This window comes from Pseudomonas sp. MWU12-2020 (genome assembly GCF_023100605.1).
Lineage (GTDB): Bacteria > Pseudomonadota > Gammaproteobacteria > Pseudomonadales > Pseudomonadaceae > Aquipseudomonas > Aquipseudomonas fluorescens_H.
In genome coordinates this window covers 345,598-362,382 of sequence record NZ_JALMEX010000003.1, presented here as the reverse complement: position 1 = coordinate 362,382, position 16,785 = coordinate 345,598, and the positions used below count along the sequence as shown (strand labels likewise).

General features: G+C 60.9%; 18 protein-coding genes. 5 read left to right on the top strand and 13 right to left on the bottom strand.

Features of this window, described 5'->3' with window-relative positions:
- Positions 1 to 117: 117 nt before the first annotated feature.
- From murB to M0814_RS09010, 8 genes are all read right to left on the bottom strand, one after another.
- The gene (gene murB, locus M0814_RS09045) at positions 118 to 1,137 is read right to left on the bottom strand and encodes a UDP-N-acetylmuramate dehydrogenase (protein ID WP_103484743.1); all 1,020 of its coding nucleotides are present in this window, start codon (positions 1,135 to 1,137) and stop codon (positions 118 to 120) included.
- Positions 1,134 to 1,598 carry a low molecular weight protein-tyrosine-phosphatase gene (locus tag M0814_RS09040; RefSeq protein WP_103484744.1) on the bottom strand — a complete coding sequence of 155 codons (465 nt, stop codon included), beginning with the start codon at positions 1,596 to 1,598 and terminating at the stop codon, positions 1,134 to 1,136. The genes murB and M0814_RS09040 overlap by 4 nt, the downstream gene beginning before the upstream one ends.
- Complete coding sequence (gene kdsB, locus M0814_RS09035) at positions 1,598 to 2,362, bottom strand: 3-deoxy-manno-octulosonate cytidylyltransferase (RefSeq protein WP_103484745.1); 765 nt, start codon at positions 2,360 to 2,362, stop codon at positions 1,598 to 1,600. Before kdsB ends, M0814_RS09040 begins: the two co-directional genes overlap by 1 nt.
- Positions 2,359 to 2,544, bottom strand: coding sequence for a Trm112 family protein (locus M0814_RS09030; RefSeq protein ID WP_003179363.1), 186 nt, complete (start codon positions 2,542 to 2,544; stop codon positions 2,359 to 2,361). The genes kdsB and M0814_RS09030 overlap by 4 nt, the downstream gene beginning before the upstream one ends.
- A 21-nt stretch (positions 2,545 to 2,565) precedes the next feature.
- Positions 2,566 to 3,576, bottom strand: a complete 1,011-nt coding sequence (gene lpxK, locus M0814_RS09025) for a tetraacyldisaccharide 4'-kinase (RefSeq protein ID WP_103484746.1) — start codon at positions 3,574 to 3,576, stop codon at positions 2,566 to 2,568.
- Positions 3,576 to 4,004, bottom strand: coding sequence for a biopolymer transporter ExbD (locus M0814_RS09020; protein ID WP_027612340.1), 429 nt, complete (start codon positions 4,002 to 4,004; stop codon positions 3,576 to 3,578). Before M0814_RS09020 ends, lpxK begins: the two co-directional genes overlap by 1 nt.
- Positions 4,001 to 4,636, bottom strand: a complete 636-nt coding sequence (locus M0814_RS09015; RefSeq protein ID WP_003227083.1) for a MotA/TolQ/ExbB proton channel family protein — start codon at positions 4,634 to 4,636, stop codon at positions 4,001 to 4,003. The genes M0814_RS09020 and M0814_RS09015 overlap by 4 nt, the downstream gene beginning before the upstream one ends.
- Positions 4,637 to 4,747: 111 nt before the next feature.
- The gene (locus M0814_RS09010; RefSeq protein WP_103484747.1) at positions 4,748 to 6,961 is read right to left on the bottom strand and encodes a DNA internalization-related competence protein ComEC/Rec2; all 2,214 of its coding nucleotides are present in this window, start codon (positions 6,959 to 6,961) and stop codon (positions 4,748 to 4,750) included.
- A 136-nt stretch (positions 6,962 to 7,097) separates the two neighbouring features.
- Here M0814_RS09010 and M0814_RS09005 point away from each other — a divergent pair, with 136 nt between their 5' ends.
- A complete protein-coding gene (locus M0814_RS09005; protein ID WP_003227088.1) occupies positions 7,098 to 7,616 on the top strand; it encodes a DUF2062 domain-containing protein in 519 nt (172 codons plus the stop codon).
- Positions 7,617 to 7,756: 140 nt separating this feature from the next.
- On the opposite strand, the gene M0814_RS09000 is transcribed toward M0814_RS09005, so the two are convergent.
- From M0814_RS09000 to M0814_RS08985, 4 genes are all read right to left on the bottom strand, one after another.
- Positions 7,757 to 8,536 carry an ABC transporter permease gene (locus M0814_RS09000; RefSeq protein ID WP_003227090.1) on the bottom strand — a complete coding sequence of 260 codons (780 nt, stop codon included), beginning with the start codon at positions 8,534 to 8,536 and terminating at the stop codon, positions 7,757 to 7,759.
- Entirely contained in the window at positions 8,533 to 9,465 is a 933-nt protein-coding gene (locus tag M0814_RS08995; protein WP_003227092.1) for an ABC transporter ATP-binding protein, read from the bottom strand. The genes M0814_RS09000 and M0814_RS08995 overlap by 4 nt, the downstream gene beginning before the upstream one ends.
- Before the next feature lie 133 nt (positions 9,466 to 9,598).
- Entirely contained in the window at positions 9,599 to 10,222 is a 624-nt protein-coding gene (locus M0814_RS08990; RefSeq protein ID WP_103484748.1) for a glutathione S-transferase, read from the bottom strand.
- A gap of 43 nt (positions 10,223 to 10,265) precedes the next feature.
- Complete coding sequence (locus M0814_RS08985; protein WP_103484749.1) at positions 10,266 to 10,925, bottom strand: transglutaminase family protein; 660 nt, start codon at positions 10,923 to 10,925, stop codon at positions 10,266 to 10,268.
- A 248-nt stretch (positions 10,926 to 11,173) separates the two neighbouring features.
- On the opposite strand from M0814_RS08985, the gene M0814_RS08980 reads away from it, so the two are divergent.
- Positions 11,174 to 13,621, top strand: a complete 2,448-nt coding sequence (locus tag M0814_RS08980; protein WP_003227096.1) for an acyl-CoA dehydrogenase — start codon at positions 11,174 to 11,176, stop codon at positions 13,619 to 13,621.
- Between the two features lie 89 nt (positions 13,622 to 13,710).
- Positions 13,711 to 14,118: a PA2817 family protein gene (locus M0814_RS08975; protein WP_007967565.1), complete on the top strand. Its 408-nt coding sequence runs from the start codon at positions 13,711 to 13,713 to the stop codon at positions 14,116 to 14,118.
- An 89-nt stretch (positions 14,119 to 14,207) separates the two neighbouring features.
- Here M0814_RS08975 and M0814_RS08970 read toward each other — a convergent pair whose 3' ends face one another.
- Positions 14,208 to 15,206 (bottom strand): LysR family transcriptional regulator, encoded by a 999-nt coding sequence (locus tag M0814_RS08970; protein WP_045122588.1) that lies wholly within the window; start codon positions 15,204 to 15,206, stop codon positions 14,208 to 14,210.
- 90 nt (positions 15,207 to 15,296) lie between these two features.
- Between M0814_RS08970 and M0814_RS08965 the strand changes: the two genes are divergently transcribed.
- Positions 15,297 to 15,923, top strand: coding sequence for a hypothetical protein (locus M0814_RS08965; RefSeq protein WP_103484750.1), 627 nt, complete (start codon positions 15,297 to 15,299; stop codon positions 15,921 to 15,923).
- A gap of 90 nt (positions 15,924 to 16,013) precedes the next feature.
- Positions 16,014 to 16,784, top strand: coding sequence for a 2OG-Fe(II) oxygenase (locus M0814_RS08960; RefSeq protein WP_103484751.1), 771 nt, complete (start codon positions 16,014 to 16,016; stop codon positions 16,782 to 16,784).
- The last annotated feature ends 1 nt before the right edge of the window (position 16,785 follow it).

The window sequence follows — 16,785 nt, the reverse complement described above, 5'->3', positions numbered from 1 at the left end:
CTTTGGTGGAGCAAATGGCGGTTATCGTTAGCTGGCTAAGTTAACCCACCGTTAACAAAAAAGCCCTGCACTTTTTGCTCAGTGCAGGGCTTTGGATGGCGCCTGGAAAGCGTAGCCTCAATAACGGTTCGGCTCCATTTCCAGCTCGACATTGAAACGTTCGGCAATATCTTTCTGAATGCGTTGCGCCAGATCGAGCAATTGCAGACCGGTCGCGGAGCCGTAGTTGACCAGCACCAGCGCCTGCAATTTATGCACGCCGGCATCGGCCTCACGGAAACCTTTCCAGCCAGCGCGCTCGATCAACCAGCCGGCGGCCAGTTTCATCTGCCCGTCCGCTTGCGCATAGGCCACCAGATCCGGGTGCTGCGCCTTGATCTGCTCGACCAGCGCCGCCGACACCAGCGGATTCTTGAAGAAACTGCCGGCATTGCCGAGCACCGCCGGATCCGGCAGTTTTTCGCTGCGGATACTGCAGATCGCGCGGCTGACATCGGTGGGTGTCGGTTGCTCGATGCCTTGCTCGGTCAGGCGCTGACGCACCGGGCCGTATTCCAGATGCAGATGCGCAACACGATCAAGCTTGAAGCGCACCCGCAGGATCAGCCAACGCCCCGGCTGCTGCTTGAACAGGCTGTCGCGGTAGGCGAAGTTGCATTCTTCCAGGCTGAAGTCGCGCAGCTCGCCGGTCTGGCGATCCAGCGCGGTCAGCCCGGCGAACACATCCTTGATCTCGACGCCGTAGGCACCGATGTTCTGCATCGGCGCCGCGCCAACGGTGCCGGGAATCAGACTGAGGTTTTCCAGACCGGAAAATCCCAGCGCCAAGGTGTGTTGCACGAACGGATGCCACGGTTCGCCGGCTTCAGCCTCGATCACCACGTGGCTGCCGTCATCGCTGATCAGCCGAATGCCACGGCTGGCCATGCGCAGCACCAGCGCCGGGATATCAGCCGTCAGCAGCAGGTTGCTGCCGCCGCCGATCACCAGCAATGGCACGTCATGGGCAGTCGCATAGGCCAAGGCTTCGCGCACGTCGGCATCGCAGTGGGCCTCGGCGAACAACTGCGCGCGCACGTCCACGCCAAAACTGTTGAACGGTTTCAGCGAAATCTGGGGCTGCACCTGCAAACTCATAACCGGCCCTTCACTTCGATCAACAGTTGGTCACAGGCTGCTTCGATCAGATCCAGCACCTGCTCGAAACCCTGATCGCCGTCGTAGTACGGATCCGGCACTTCATCGACCACACCGGCATAACGGCGCAGGAACAGGTCAAGCTCGGCCTTGCCGGTGGACGGTTGCAGCGCCTTGAGGTTGCGCAGGTTGCTGTTGTCCATGGCCAGAATCAGGTCATAACTGGCGAAATCGGCACGGCTGACCTGCTGCGCACGTTGCGCCGAAAGGTCGTAACCACGCAGCTTGGCCGCAGCCTGGCTGCGCTTGTCCGGCGGATTGCCGACGTGCCAGTCACCGGTGCCGGCGGAGGCCACTTCGACCTGATCCGCCAGCCCCGCTTCGCGCAGTTTGCGGCGCAACACGCCTTCAGCGGTGGGCGAGCGGCAAATGTTTCCCAGGCACACGAACAGAACGCGCATCAGGCCTCCAGCAGGCGACGAACGCGCTCAAGATCTTCAGCGGTGTCGACACCGGTCGGCGGCGCGATCAATGCATCGGCCACATGAATCCGCACGCCGTGCCACAGAGCACGCAGTTGTTCGAGGGATTCAGTGTTTTCCAGCCAGCACGGGCCCCAGCTCACGAAGTCCTGAAGGAACCCGGCGCGGTAGGCATAAATACCGATGTGACGACGGTACGGCACACCTTCCGGCAACTGCTCGCGATTTTTGGCGAACGCATCGCGGGCCCACGGCAAAGTCGCGCGACTGAAGGTCAGCGCCAGACCATTGAGGTCGCTGACGACCTTGACCACGTTCGGGTTGAACAGGGTTTCGACGTCTTCTATCGGCTCGGCCAGGGTGGCCATGCGCGCTTCGGTGTGGGCGGCGAGGTTGGCGGCAACCTGATCGATCACGCTTGGCGGGATCAGCGGCTCGTCACCCTGCACGTTGACCACGATCGCGTCAGGCTCGAGGCCCAGTTTGGCGGCGACTTCAGCCAGACGATCGGTGCCGGAATTGTGATCTTCACGGGTCAGCACCACTTCAGCGCCGAACGCCTTGCAGGCTTCGACGATGCGCGCATCGTCAGTCGCGACCACCACACGGCTGGCGCTGCTTTTGCTCGCCTGTTCCCAGACATGCTGGATCATCGGCTTGCCGGCGATATTCAGCAGCGGTTTGCCCGGCAGGCGGGTCGAGGCGTAACGCGACGGGATGACAACGGTGAAAGCAGTGGTCATTTATCCAGACGCTCGTCAGTGGTCAGGGTACGCGCTTCGCTTTCGAGCATCACCGGGATGCCGTCGCGGATCGGATAGGCCAGGCCGGCGCCCTTGCTGATCAATTCGGTCTTGTCGGCGCTGAGCTTGAGCGGGCCTTTGCAGACCGGGCACGCGAGGATGTCGAGCAATTTGGTGTCCATGAACATTCCCTGGATAAAGAGTTAAGGCAAAAGACGATCGGGCAACAGGCGCATCAACTGGGTGTCGAACCAGGCCACGAAGGCCGGTGACGGCACGGCATCGACGGCCAGATACCACCAGTCGTCTGCTGCGAAGGCACGGCACTTCACCGCGTCCTTTTCGGTCATCACCAACGGCAATGACGGTGTGAAATTCAAGGCCTGCACGCTGTATTCGGCGTGGTCGGCAAACGCATGGGGGACTGCTCGCCAGTCTAGCGCTTCGAGGGTATTGAAGAAACGTTGCGGATTGCCGATCCCGGCCACTGCGTGCACCGCTTGACCTGGCGAAAAATGATCGAGCGGCTTGCGCTCGCCACTGCGCAGATTGACCAGCGCCGTCGGTTGCAGGCGAAACGCGAAGCCATCTTCGCGGTCCGCAGTGGCACCGTTGAACAGCACGCCATCGACGCTTTGCAGGCGTTCGATCGGCTCGCGCAACGGACCGGCCGGCAGGCAGCGCTGGTTGCCCAAACCACGGGCGGCGTCGATCAGCACCAGCTCCAGATCCCGCGCCATGCGGTAATGCTGCATGCCGTCGTCAGACAGGATCAGGTCCAGCGGTTCACTGGCGAGCAAGGCTTTGACCGCCGCGCTGCGATCAGGGTCGATCATCAGCGGTACGCCGGTGCGCTGTACGATCAACAGCGGCTCGTCGCCCGCGATCTCGGCGCTCTGCTCAGCGGTGACCCGCCACGGCAGTTGCGGCGGTTTGGCGCCATAACCTCGGCTGACCACACCAACCCGCAGACCGGCGCGTCGGCAATGCTCGATCAGCCACAGGATCATCGGTGTCTTGCCGGTGCCACCGACGGTGATGTTGCCGACCACGATCAACGGTACCGGTGGCTGATAGATCTGGCCTTCACCGTCGAGAAAGCGCTGACGCTTGTTGACCACTACGCGGCGGTAGAGCATTTCCAGCGGCCGCAGCAGTGTCAGGGCCGGATGCCCCTGATACCACGCGGCGAGCAAACGATCGGACAGGCTCATCAGGATTTGGGCGCCGCCTCGACCGTGGTCATGCGCAAATGGCTGAAACCGAGCTTGCCGGCCGCGTCCATGGCGGTGATCACCGATTGGTGTTGGGTCTTGCCGTCGGCACTGATCGACAACGGCATGTTGGTGTCACCGTTGGCTTCTTTCTGCATGGCTTCCATCAGCGTCGCCAGGTCGTTTTTCGGCAGAATCTTGTTGTTCACCGAGAACACGCCTTCGGCGCTGATCGCGACATCCAGTTGCTTGAGCTGCTGGTCTTCGGCGGGTGAACCGCTGACCGATTCCGGCAGATCGACGCGCAACTGTGTCTCGCGGGTGAAGGTGGTGGTCACGACGAAAAACAGCAACAGGATGAACACCACGTCGATCAGCGACGCGAGGTTGATGTCGATCGTTTCCCGGGGTTTGCGACGGAATTTCACGCTTTGTCCCCGGCCAGATCGACGTCACGGTCGCCCTGCACCACTTCGACCAGTTTGATCGCTTCCTGCTCCATGCCCACCACCAGCTCATCGATGCGGCGCTGCAGGAAACGGTGGAAGAACACCGACGGAATACCGACCATCAGGCCCGCCGCCGTGGTGATCAGTGCCTTGGAGATACCACCGGCCAATACCGAGGCGTTGGTCGTCATGCCGGAACCGGTGAAGGCGCTGAAAATGTCGATCATGCCCAGTACCGTGCCCAACAGGCCCAGCAACGGCGACATGGCGGCAATCGTGCCCAGCGCGTTGACGTAGCGTTCGAGCTCATGAATCACCCGCGCGGCGGCTTCTTCGATGCATTCCTTCATGATCTCGCGACCATGCTTGGAGTTGGCCAGGCCCGCGGCGAGGATTTCACCCAGCGGCGAATTGGCGCGCAGTTCCTTGAGTTTTTCTTTATTGAGCTGCTTGTCCTTGATCCAGACCCAGACCTGACCCAGCAGATGCTCGGGGGTGACGCGGCTGGCGCGCAGGGTCCACAGACGCTCGGCGACAATCGCCATGGCCGCGATGGAACTCAGAATGATCGGCAACATCATCCAGCCGCCGGATTTGACCAATTCCCACACAGTGACAGTCCCCTCGAAAAAGTGCGCCACTTTACCATACCGGTTCGCGATTAAGACCCGCTGCCCCGACGACCTGATGCCACATTCGGCGATCCCGCGATCAATGGTGTTTCAACGCCAGAAACGCCGTTGTTGACGCATCAGCCACGGCGCCTGAAAGCTGCCCAGGCGCAGCTGAATGGCGCCGTGCTGCGCGCTGTCGTAGATGCGCAGCCCTTGCTGGCGATAACGCGCGAGCACCAGCGGGTGCGGATGACCGAACGAATTGCCCTGCCCCCGGGAGATCAGCACCGAATGCGGCTTCAATGCCCGAAGCAGCGCCATCGAGGAGGAACTGCGACTGCCATGATGCGGCGCTTGCAGCCAGTGCGTCGGCACGGCCAGCGGACTGTCGAGCAGAACCCGTTCGGCGGCGATGTCGATATCGCCGGTCAGCAGCAGACGCTCGCCATTGGCCTCGATCTGCAACACACAGGAGCGCTGATTGCTGTCATTGGCGGCTGACCATTGCCACAGCTGAAAACGGACCCCGTCCCACTGCCACTGCCGCCCGGTGTCACAGGCCTCGGCCCGCAGTATGGCGGGCAGGCCCGGCGGATCGCCGCTGATCACCCGCGTCACTTTCAAGCCCCGCGATACCGCCAGCGCACCACCGGCATGGTCGGCGTCGGCATGACTGAGCAGCATCAGATCGATGCGCTCGACCCCCAGTTTGTGCAGCGCCGGCAGCACCACTCGCTCGCCCAGATCGAAATCGCCGAAGCGTGGACCTGCGTCGTAGAGCAACGTGTGATGACGCGTGCGAATCAGGATCGCGAGGCCCTGACCGACATCGAGCTGCCAGACATCGGCCAGCCCCTCGGCCACCCGCTCGCGAGGCGGCGCCACCAGAATCAGCAGCAACGGCCAGCCCAGCGGTCGCAATGGCACTCCGCGCGGCAACAGCAGCAAAAAGGCGCCGAGACTGCCGAGCAACAACGCCCACCACGGCAGCGACGGCGAGATCCACGCCGGCCAGGCCCCGGCAATCATCGACAAGCCGCGAAACAGCCAGTCGATCAAGCCACCCGCCAGCCACAACAACCCTGCACCGACATAAGGCACCGCCAACAACAGCGTGCCGAGCAGCGCCGGTGGCAGCACCAACAGGCTGACCCACGGCACCGCCAGCAGATTCGCCAGTGGTCCGCTGAGGCTGATCGGCAGATTCAGCGCCAGCAGCACCGGGCACAGACCCAGCGCGATCAGCCATTGCGCCCGCGTCCAGGTCTGCCACCATTTCCACGCACCGAGTCGACCACCGAAGGTGAAAATCAAAATCCCCACAGCGGCGAACGACAACCATAAGCCGGGACGCAAACTGGCCAACGGGTCGAGCAACAGCACCGCATTCAACGCCAGTAAAAGCGGCCACCACGCGCCGAGATGGCGAAATCGCAGACGCCACAGCAGTACCAGCCCGACCATCACACAGGCCCGTTGCACCGGCACATCAAACCCGGCAAGCAAGCCGTAACCGAGCGCCGCGGCAAACGCCAGCCCACAGGCCCATGGCAGCCAGGGCCAACGCAGCGGCCACCAGCCGTAGCGCGCCAGCCCGGCGACCAGCAGATACATCACCGCCGCCAACATCCCGATGTGTTGGCCGGAAATCACCAGCAGATGCACGGTGCCAGTGTCCTGCAGGATCTGCCAGTCCTCGCGACTGAGCCCGGAGCCATCACCCAGCACCAGCGCCGCCAATGCACCAGCCCGCCCTTGTGCATCGACTGCCAGCAAGCGCTGACGAATGCTGTCGCGCCATGCCCAGTTTGCCTCGGCCAGGCGCTGACCATCCTTGATCGTGCCGGTCGCGCCGATGCGTTGCGCCAGCAGCCAGGCTTCGTAATCGAAGGCATCGGGATTGAGCAAACCGCCGGGGCGCTTGAGTTTCACTGCCAGACGCCAGCGCTCGCCACTTTTGACCGCTGGCCCGGCGTACCACGCCAGACGCATCAACGACGGCAGCCTGTCGTGGCGCGAGCGGGCATCGGCCAACTCGAAACGCACCACGCCCTCGCTGGTTTGCGGCAAGCCGACCACCCGCCCCTCGACCCAGCGGGTTTCACCGTCAAGTTGCGCCGGTAATCGCTCATCCAGCGCCCACTGCGCACTGACACAAGCCCAAGTGAAACCGAACAGCAGAAACGCCAAGGGATAGCTGCGAAACGGCAGCAACATCAGCCCCACCATGGGCAACAACATCATCAACCCGACCGGCGGTAAAACCGGCAAAAAACCTGCAACCAGCAAACCGGCTGCCAGCGCCATCATCCCTGTGCGCATAAGCCTGTCCTTGAGAGTCACCTCACTATGCTTAGCTGGCGTGGAGCACAAGCGTCGTCAACAATTGTCACAAAGTCTGAATGGGCGCTTCGTAGAATCCAGACATACTTGCCGCCTTAACCGACCGAGAAGCCTTATGCCCCGGCGCTTATTCAAACGTTACATGCCCGACCCGACGAGCATCAGGGAACACAAATCCTTACGCTTTCTCGGCAAGTTGCTGCATGACCCGAACCTCTGGCACCTCAATCGTCACTCGGTGGCCCGGGCGATGGCCGTCGGCCTGTTCGCCGCGTTCCTGCCGATTCCGGCGCAGATGCTGGTAGCCGCCGCACTGGCAATCACCGTGCGCGGCAATATGCCGATTGCCGTCAGCCTCGTGTGGCTGACCAACCCGATCACCATGCCGGCGGTATTTTTCTGCACTTATCAGGCCGGGGCCTGGTTGATGAATGTGCCTGCCCGTACCCTGCCCGATTCGTTGACCTGGGAATGGGTCAGCGGAGAGCTCTCGACCATGTGGCAGCCGTTTTTGCTGGGGTCGGTGGTATGCGGACTGCTACTCGGCATCCTCGCCTACTTCACGGTGATGCTCTATTGGCGCTGGTGGGTGGCGCGGCAATGGGCGCGGCGCAAGAAAAACCGCATGCGCTGAATGCAAAACGGCCTCCGCAGTGGAGGCCGTTTTTTTGTAGCGTCTGAATTGGCCCCATCGCGAGCTGGCTCACTCCTACATTGGAACGCGCCCTTCTGTAGGAGTGAGCCTGCTCGCGATGGCAGCGACGCGGTTTCGGATCAGGTCCGCATCCCGCGCCCACTCACCAGCAACCGCGCACAACCGAGATACAACACCACCGTCGCCACCAGCATGAAGGTGATCGCGATGCCGATCCGGATATCCGACACGCCAAGAATGCCGTAACGGAACGCGTTGACCATGTGCAGCACCGGGTTGGCCAGCGACACGGTCTGCCAGAACGGCGGCAGCAAGGTGATCGAGTAGAACACGCCACCGAGGTAGGTCAGCGGGGTCAGCACAAACGTCGGGATGATCGAAATGTCATCGAAGTTGCGCGCAAACACCGCGTTGATGAAGCCCAGCAGCGAGAAGATCGTCGCGGTCAGGATCACCACCAGCAAGGTCACGCCGAGGTGATGCACCTGCAGATGGGTGAAGAACAGCGACAGGATCGTCACGATGACCCCGACCATCAAGCCACGCAGCACGCCGCCAACGGTGTAGCCGATCAGGATGGTGTGCGGCGACACCGGCGAGACCATCAGTTCCTCGATGGATCGCTGGAACTTGCTGCCGAAGAAGCTCGACACCACGTTGCCGTAGGAGTTGGTGATCACCGACATCATGATCAGCCCCGGCACGATGTACTCCATGTAGGTGAAGCCACCCATGTCGCCGATCTGCCGACCAATCAGGTTACCGAAGATCACGAAATACAAAACCATGGTAATCGCCGGCGGCAGCAGCGTCTGCGGCCAGATCCGGGTAAAGCGGCGGACTTCCCGATACACGATGGTATTGAGGGCGACGAGGTTGGGACGGAACTCGGAACTCATACCGCCACCTTCGACAGATTCTTCTCTACCAGAGACACGAACAGCTCCTCGAGGCGATTGGTTTTGTTACGCAGGCTCAGCACTTCGATGTTCTGCTGTGCCAACTGGGTGAACAGCGCGGTGATACCCATGGATTTGTCGACCTGGACTTCCAGGGTATGGCCGTCGAGCAACCGGGCGGGATAGCCGAGCAATTGCGGCGCGGCGTTCAAGTCGTTTTTCAGATCCAGCAGGAAGGTTTCGACGTGCAACTGGCCCAGCAGCTGTTTCATGCTGGTGTTCTCGACAATGGTGCCGTGGTCGATGATGCCGATGTTGCGGCACAGCTGCTCAGCCTCTTCCAGATAATGTGTGGTGAGGATGATGGTGATGCCTTTCTGGTTCAGCTCGGTGAGGAACGTCCACATCGAGCGACGCAGTTCGATGTCGACGCCAGCGGTCGGCTCATCGAGGATCAGCAGGCGCGGCTCATGCACCAGGGCGCGGGCGATCATCAGTCGGCGCTTCATGCCACCGGACAGCGAGCGCGAGGGCACATCGCGCTTGTCCCACAGGCCGAGCTGGGTCAGGTACTGTTCGGCGCGTTCCTTGGCGATTTTCGCCGGAATGCCGTAGTAACCAGCCTGGGTCACGACGATGTCGAAAGTCTTTTCGAACTGGTTGAAGTTGAATTCCTGGGGCACCACGCCGATCGAGCGCTTGAGCGCGGCGGGGTTCTTGTCCAGGTCGTGACCGAAGATATTCACCGTGCCGCTGGTCTTGTTGACCAGGGTCGAGAGAATGCCGATGGTCGTGGATTTGCCAGCGCCGTTAGGGCCGAGCAAGGCGAAAAAGTCACCTTCGGCGACGTCCAGATCGATACCACTCAAGGCCTGGAACCCGTTGCCGTAGGTTTTGGTTAGCTGCCGGATGGACAGAGCGGAACTCATATCGGATTTACGCACCAAGAAGGGAAGAAGAGGAAAGATTGGGCCGGGCGGCGGACAAAACAACCACGGCGCGTGAACGCAATGGTGCTTGCCGCCGCCACACAAGTACAGTCAAGTGTGTCGATAGTTATTATCAAGTCAACGCGGTCATGACCGCTTTCTGATACGCCGGACGCTGCTTCAACCGTGCATACCAGGCTTCCAGATGCGGCTGCGAGGCACGCTCGATGGGCATCTCGAACCAGGCATAAATGAAACTGCCCAGCGGAATATCGCCCATGCCGATGTCGCTGCCGGACAGATACGGCTGGCGGGCGAGGGCCTGATCGGCCATGGACAGCAGCGCTGTGCACTCCTTGATTGCTGCGTTGATCGCCGGCCAGTCCTGCTTGTCTGCCGGTGTGCGCAATACGCCCCAGAACACCGTGCGAAACGGTCCGGCAAAACTGGAGGTGGTCCAGTCCATCCACTTGTCCGCGATGGCCCGGGCCTGCGGGTCTGCCGAGTACCACGCAGTGTCTGGCGCATGTTTGGCCAGCAGATAACGCACGATGGCGTTGGATTCCCACAGCACGAAGCCGTCGTCCTCGATCACTGGTACCCGACCGTTCGGGTTCATCGCCCGATATTCGGGCGTGTCTACCACACCGAAGGCACCACCGGCGTCAATCGCCTCGTAGGCCAGGCCAAGCTCTTCGGCGGCCCACAGTGGTTTCCTGACATTCGATGAGTTTTTCCGTCCCCAGATCTTCAGCATGACCGCCTCTTTTCCAATGCGTGGGCAAGCAGCATACGCCGGATCAGGCACGGCTCAAATCACTCTGCAGATCGCCCAGCACCGTCGCCCCGTGTTCGCCGAACAGATGCGGGTAGCACTTTTCCAGGTGTTCGAAAAAGAATCGCTCCGGCACATCGGCGAACTGGCCGTGATCGACCAGATATTCCATCAGCAGCGCGCCATCACGGTTATACGGGTGAAAAACGCTGTCGTTGATCCCGTCGAATTCCAGCGGCGCAACGTTGAACAATTCGCAGAGCTTCTGGTTGAAGGCCGGTGTGGCCTTGACCCAGCGCTCGTTGAGAAACAGTTCGGTGTAGCCGTGCATGGCGAACACATCACTGCGCAACAGCTCCAGCAAACGCGGGGTCGACAGGTGATTCCTGACGTCGGCCAGACCAATGCGCGCGGGAATGCCGCAATGCCGCGTACACCCGGCGAGCAACGTGGCCTTGGGCACGCAATAACTTTCCCCGGCCCCCAGCGCGTAACTGCCACACAAGGTCTGCGGGTCGAGGCTGAAGGTATACGGGTTGTAGCGCACCGCTTCACGCACGGCGTAATAGAGACTGATCGCCTGCGCGAGCGGGTCGCGGCTGGCACCCCGGTGCTGTTCGGCGAACTCCACCACCGCCGGGTGGTCACTATCGATGAAGCGGCCGGGACTCAGATACTCGCGCATGACGATGTTCTCCTGGGTGAGTCCCGAGTCTAGCGACAGCTCAAGCACAGAGATAACGACGTTTCGGCCAAACATGGACGCAAAGACGCGGGAACGGCGAACGATTTCCCACGGATGTTGCCCACCGAACCTACGAAAACCATCCGGGGTTTCCCACAAGTTCAATCACCATGTTCTGACCAACCCGTTTTACAGATGCCGTCTAAGCTCTGGAGGGTCGGTTTGCCCTGGTTCACGGAGGATTACATATGCTGTTGTTGTGGATACTGGTTCTGATCGTCGGTGTGGCGTACCTCGCCCACCGTCGCATCGCCCCCCTGCCCGCGTTGGGTATCGTCGCCATTTACCTGCTGGCGATGGGCATTTTCAGCCATGCTCCGGGCTGGTTGCTGTTGGTGTTCTGGGTCGTGCTCGCAGCGGTTGCCGCGCCTTTGCTGCTGCCCGACCTGCGCCGCAAACACTTCACCGCGCCGCTGTTCAACTGGTTCCAGAAAACCCTGCCGCCGATGTCGCAGACCGAGCGCGACGCGATCGATGCCGGTACCGTCTGGTGGGACGGTGAACTGTTCAGCGGACGTCCGGACTGGGACAAACTGCTGTCCTATCCGAAAGCGCAACTGAGCGAAGAGGAACAAGCCTTCATCGACGGTCCGACCGAAGAACTCTGCGCAATGGTCACTGACTGGCAGATCGGCCAGTCGATGGATCTGCCACCCGAAGCCTGGAGCCACATCAAGGAGCACGGCTTCTTCGCCCTGATCATTCCCAAGGAGTTCGGCGGCAAGGGCTTTTCCGCCTACGCTCACTCGCAAGTGGCGATGAAACTCGCGACCCGCAGCGGCGACCTCGCCTCCACGGTGATGGTGCCCAACTCCCTCGGCCCGGCCGAACTGCTGCTGCATTACGGCACCGACGAGCAACGCAATCACTACCTGCCGCGGCTGGCCCGCGGCGACGACATTCCGTGCTTCGCCCTCACCGGCCCGCTGGCCGGCTCCGATGCCGGCGCCATGCCGGACACCGGGATCATCTGCAAAGGTGAATGGGAAGGCCAGGAAGTCATCGGCCTGCGCCTGAACTGGGAAAAACGCTACATCACCCTCGGCCCGGTCGCGACCCTGCTGGGCCTGGCCTTCAAGGCCTACGACCCGGAGCATCTGCTGGGCGACAAGGAAGACCTCGGTATCAGCCTGGCGCTGATTCCTACCGATACCGCCGGCGTGCAAATCGGTCGTCGTCACCTGCCACTGGGTGCCGCGTTCATGAACGGCCCGAACTCGGGCAAAGACGTGTTCATCCCGCTGGACTTCCTCATCGGCGGCCAGGAAATGCTCGGCAAGGGCTGGATGATGCTGATGAACTGCCTGTCCGTCGGGCGTTCGATTTCGCTGCCTGCAGTCGGCACTGGCGCGGCCAAGTTCACCAGCCTGGTGACCGGTCAGTACGCGCAGATTCGTGAACAGTTCAACGTCCCGCTGTCGGCTTTCGAAGGCATTCAGGAAGCCATGGCGCGCATCGGCGGCAACGCCTGGATGATGGACGCGGCGCGCATGCTGACTGCCAACGCGGTGGATCTGGGGGAGAAACCGTCGGTGCTGTCGGCGATCCTCAAGTACCACCTGACCGAACGCGGCCGCGAGTGCATCAGCCACGCCATGGATGTGCACGGCGGCAAGGCGATCATCATGGGGCCGAAAAATTACCTCGGTCGTAGCTGGAACGGCGCGCCGATCTTCATCACCGTGGAAGGCGCGAACATCCTCTCGCGCAACTTGATGATCTTCGGTCAGGGCGCGATCCGCTGCCATCCGTTCGTCCTCAAGGAAATGGCCCTCGCCGGCCGTGAAGACAAGGACCAGGCACTGAAAGAGTTCGATGGCCTGCTGCTCAAGCACATCGGTTTTGCGGTGGGTAACGCGGCCAGCACCCTGGTGCTGAACCTGGGCTTCGGCCACTTCGAACATGCGCCTGGGGACAGGATCAGCCAAGGTTATTTCCGCGCACTCAACCGTCAGGCCGCAGCATTTGCCATGCTCGCCGACTTCAGCATGATGTTGCTGGGCGGCGAACTGAAACGTCGCGAACGCCTGTCCGCGCGTCTGGGCGATGTATTGAGCAACCTGTATCTGGCCTCGGCCGCGCTCAAGCGTTATCACGACCTGGATTCGCCGGCGCATATGGAGCCGTTGTTCCGTTGGGCCATGGAAGAAAGCCTCGGTCAGTCGGAACGAGCGCTGGATGAACTGCTGAGCAACTTCCCGAACAAAGTGTTCGGCTATCTGTTGCGAGTAATCGTGTTCCCGTTCGGTCGTCGCCACAAAGGCCCTTCGGACAAACTGGGTGCCGAAGTGGCAGCTGTGATCGGTCGCGCCAAAGGCGATCCGACCCTCGAAGAATTGCTCGCCGGCTGCTATCGCCCGCAGTCTGCCGACGATGCCGTCGGTGCCCTGCAACACGCCAGCGATCTGCTGACTGCCGCGCAACCGCTGCACAAGAAACTGCACACGGCACTGAAAAGCGGTCAGGTCAAACCGGTGGCTGGCGAACACGCCATCGACGCTGCGCTGGAGGCCGGGGTGTTGCAAGCGGCGGAAGCGCAGACCCTGCGCGATGCCGAAGCGGCAAGGCGCAAGGTGATCGACGTCGATGATTTCGACAAGGAAGAGCTGAAGCTGGCTGAGGGTAAAGTCCGCTGATGCTGACGACCGTGTAGCTGTTTATTTATGAAAAACGGGCGCGAGAGCTTTATACTCCCGCGCCCGTTTTGCTCTTGAGGACTTATCTCGTGTCCAACGTCGTTGCCGATCATCTTGTTTTGCTCGACCATCTGCGCAGTATCCTGGTCGCCGTAGGTGAGGCCGAACAGGTTCCCGAAGAAAGCCATGCCTTGTTCCTGGAGCGCTTCGACGAACTGCTGGCGTCCCTGCCGATCGACCCGATCGAAAGCCAGTACCTGGGCCAGGACATCCTGACCCAAGTGATTACCCGTTATCCGCAAATTGCCCACCTGATTCCACGGGATCTGCTGTGGTTCTTCGCCGGCGACTGCCTGCACTATCTGTCTGATGAAGAAATCGATCTGTATCAGGCACTGGAAGAACGTCGCTACGAAGCCGAACAGAACGACGAACCGTTCGACTGGAATCAGGAAAAGCAGCTGCTGGCGATGTCTGCTCAGGACAGCAAGCACTGATTTAATGGTTTGAAGAGCAAAAGATCGCAGCCTGCGGCAGCTCCTACAGGGATTGTGTAGGAGCTGCCGCAGGCTGCGATCTTTTGCTTTTAAAGCAGCCCCTCGCTCTCCGGTAATTCATACGCCATCGCCAGATTATTCGGCGCCCCCGCCTTCCCCGGCTTGCTCAACGTCGGCTCCTTCTCCAGGCACTCCACCAGATAATCGATGAATACCCGCAGCTTCGGCGGCAGGTAACGCGTCGGCGAATGCAGCAACCACAGCCCACCGTGATACGAAGCCAGGAACGTCCATTCCGGCAGCACCTGCACAATCAACTTCTGCTCCAAGGCATAGCGCGCGGTGAAGTACGGCAGGCTGCCGATACCGATGTGCTGCAACACTGCTCCCAGCCGCACGCCGGTATGGTTGGCGGCATAGCGGCCACGCACGCCGACGGTCACCGCTTTACTGCCCTTCTTGAATTTCCAGCGTGCATCGCTCGGGGTTTCCCCCAGATAGATGCAACTGTGATCAAGCAGGTCATGCGGGTGGGTCGGGGTGCCGTGTTCGGCCAGGTATTGCGGGGTGGCGCAGAGCAAATGGTCGATGGTCAGCAACTGCCGCCCGACCAGCCCCGCCGGTGGTCGATCAGTGATGCGAATCGCCAGATCGACATGATCGTCAATCAAATCAACCTGTCGGTCTTCCAACAGCAACTCGACATCGACCTTGGGATAACGCCGGAGAAACTCGGGCATGTGCGGATGAATCACGAAACGCCCGACCGCTTTCGGCACACTGACCCGCACCAGCCCTTCCGCCTCGTGGGTGAACTGCCCGCTGATCTCCATCACCGATTTGGCGGCGCTGACCATTTCCTGACAGCGCTTGAACACTTCCTCGCCACCGTCACTCAAGCGCAATTTGCGGGTGGTGCGCTGCAACAAACGCGTGGCCAAGGCCTTCTCCAGCCGAGAAATGCTGCGACTGATCGCCGACGGCGACGAACCGAGTTGGCGGGCAGCCTCGGAGAAACTGCCGGTCTCTACGACCTTGACGAAAATCGCCATTTCACCGAGCAGTGGCAGCGGTAGATTGATGCTCACAGCGCACAAGTCCTTTGATGTTTGAACGGATTATCACGTTATTGCACGATTCATATAATAAAAATAGAAACTTTAATAAGGGCATGGAATATGACGCTTCGCCTCTTTTTCCATAGTGATGACCTCAAGGCTAATGTGGAAGTCCTCGACTGCACGCCCCACGAGAACGAATTTGCCGTGGTGCTGCGCGCCACCCTGTTTCACCCGCAAGGCGGTGGTCAGCCTTGTGATACCGGCATGATCGGCGAAAGCCAGGTGCTGCGCGTGGTGCAGGAACCCGACCGGATCGTGCATTACGTCGATCGTCCGGTGAAACGGGGCATGACCTGTATCCACGTCGATGAACAACGTCGCCGCTACAACACTCGCATGCATTCTGCCGGGCATCTGATCGGGCATTTCGTCCAGGCCATGGGCTGGACACCGATCAAGGCGCACCACTGGCCAGACGAAGGCCGGGTGCAGTTCAAGCCGGGCGATGCCGCTCAGGAAGTCGACGCGTCAACCGTTCAACACGGAATAAGTCAGTGGATCGAACACGATCTGCCACGCCTGACCTCGCTGCGCGAGGGCGCGCGGGAAATCGGTTTTGGCGAACTGCCGGCCTACGGTTGCGGTGGCACCCATGTACGCAGCCTGAAGGATTTGGGCACAGTCACGATCGCCTCCCTTTCGCAGAAGAAAGGCACGTTATCCGTCCACTACAGCGTGGATTAAGCATCTCGGGCGTTGCTCCACGCAGCGTCCGACGCCGGGGGAACCGCATTCGCTGGTTCCGTTGACTATCGATAGATGGACCTAAAAACAATGATGCTAGACGTCGAGCGTCTCGATGAGACGTGCATAAAAAAACTGGCCAACGAAGAAGTCCTCGCCATCCGCGTCAAAGGCTTTTTGCCCGAGACGCTGGCGATCCAGATTGGCGACAAGATTCTGGCTCCGGGCTTCGAAGGCTACATCAACGCGCCGAGCATCGGCCGGATCGGCATGGCGTTTTACGAGGCGGAAAACCAGCCGTTGCTGATCGAGGACTACTTCGAACGCGCCGCCAGTAACATCGCCGAACTGCGCGAGCGTTGTGCGCCCTACTCCTCGCCGGTCGACACCCTGCGCTGCATGCTCGATGAGTCATGGCCGGCCGGTGCCCATCTGGAAAACCTCTACGGCCGCAAGATGTACGTCGGCCTGTCACGGGTGGTCAAACCCGGCGTGTGCTTTCTTGCCCATCACGACATTTTCGCCAAAGACGCCCCGGACAGCTTTCAGGCCCGCAGCCTGGAGGCGCAGTTCGCCTGCAACGTCTACCTGAACATGCCGACCGAAGGCGGCGCGCTGCAGATGTGGGACGACGACATCACCCCGGATCAGTTCGACGAGATGCGCGGTGACAGTTACGGCATCGACCCGGCGCTGCTCGGCCCACCGACCCTTGAAGTGCGGCCGCAACCGGGAGATTTCATCATGTTCAATTCGCGCTGCATGCACTCGGTCACCCCGGGCGTGGCGGATCCGCGACTGAGCCTTTCGTTCTTTGTCGGCTATCGCGGCAATGCTTCACCCCTGACCTTCTGGAGCTGAG

What these genes read in the sequence shown, in the direction of transcription:
- M0814_RS09030 (WP_003179363.1), bottom strand. Translation starts at nt 2,544, where the DNA reads ATGGACACCAAATTGCTCGACATCCTCGCGTGCCCGGTCTGCAAAGGC.
- M0814_RS09005 (WP_003227088.1), top strand. Translation starts at nt 7,098, where the DNA reads ATGCCCCGGCGCTTATTCAAACGTTACATGCCCGACCCGACGAGCATC.
- M0814_RS09040 (WP_103484744.1), bottom strand. Translation starts at nt 1,598, where the DNA reads ATGCGCGTTCTGTTCGTGTGCCTGGGAAACATTTGCCGCTCGCCCACC.
- M0814_RS08965 (WP_103484750.1), top strand. Translation starts at nt 15,297, where the DNA reads ATGACGCTTCGCCTCTTTTTCCATAGTGATGACCTCAAGGCTAATGTG.
- lpxK (WP_103484746.1), bottom strand. Translation starts at nt 3,576, where the DNA reads ATGAGCCTGTCCGATCGTTTGCTCGCCGCGTGGTATCAGGGGCATCCG.
- M0814_RS09010 (WP_103484747.1), bottom strand. Translation starts at nt 6,961, where the DNA reads ATGCGCACAGGGATGATGGCGCTGGCAGCCGGTTTGCTGGTTGCAGGT.
- M0814_RS08995 (WP_003227092.1), bottom strand. Translation starts at nt 9,465, where the DNA reads ATGAGTTCCGCTCTGTCCATCCGGCAGCTAACCAAAACCTACGGCAAC.
- kdsB (WP_103484745.1), bottom strand. Translation starts at nt 2,362, where the DNA reads ATGACCACTGCTTTCACCGTTGTCATCCCGTCGCGTTACGCCTCGACC.
- M0814_RS09000 (WP_003227090.1), bottom strand. Translation starts at nt 8,536, where the DNA reads ATGAGTTCCGAGTTCCGTCCCAACCTCGTCGCCCTCAATACCATCGTG.
- M0814_RS08960 (WP_103484751.1), top strand. Translation starts at nt 16,014, where the DNA reads ATGATGCTAGACGTCGAGCGTCTCGATGAGACGTGCATAAAAAAACTG.
- M0814_RS08990 (WP_103484748.1), bottom strand. Translation starts at nt 10,222, where the DNA reads ATGCTGAAGATCTGGGGACGGAAAAACTCATCGAATGTCAGGAAACCA.
- M0814_RS08980 (WP_003227096.1), top strand. Translation starts at nt 11,174, where the DNA reads ATGCTGTTGTTGTGGATACTGGTTCTGATCGTCGGTGTGGCGTACCTC.
- M0814_RS08985 (WP_103484749.1), bottom strand. Translation starts at nt 10,925, where the DNA reads ATGCGCGAGTATCTGAGTCCCGGCCGCTTCATCGATAGTGACCACCCG.
- murB (WP_103484743.1), bottom strand. Translation starts at nt 1,137, where the DNA reads ATGAGTTTGCAGGTGCAGCCCCAGATTTCGCTGAAACCGTTCAACAGT.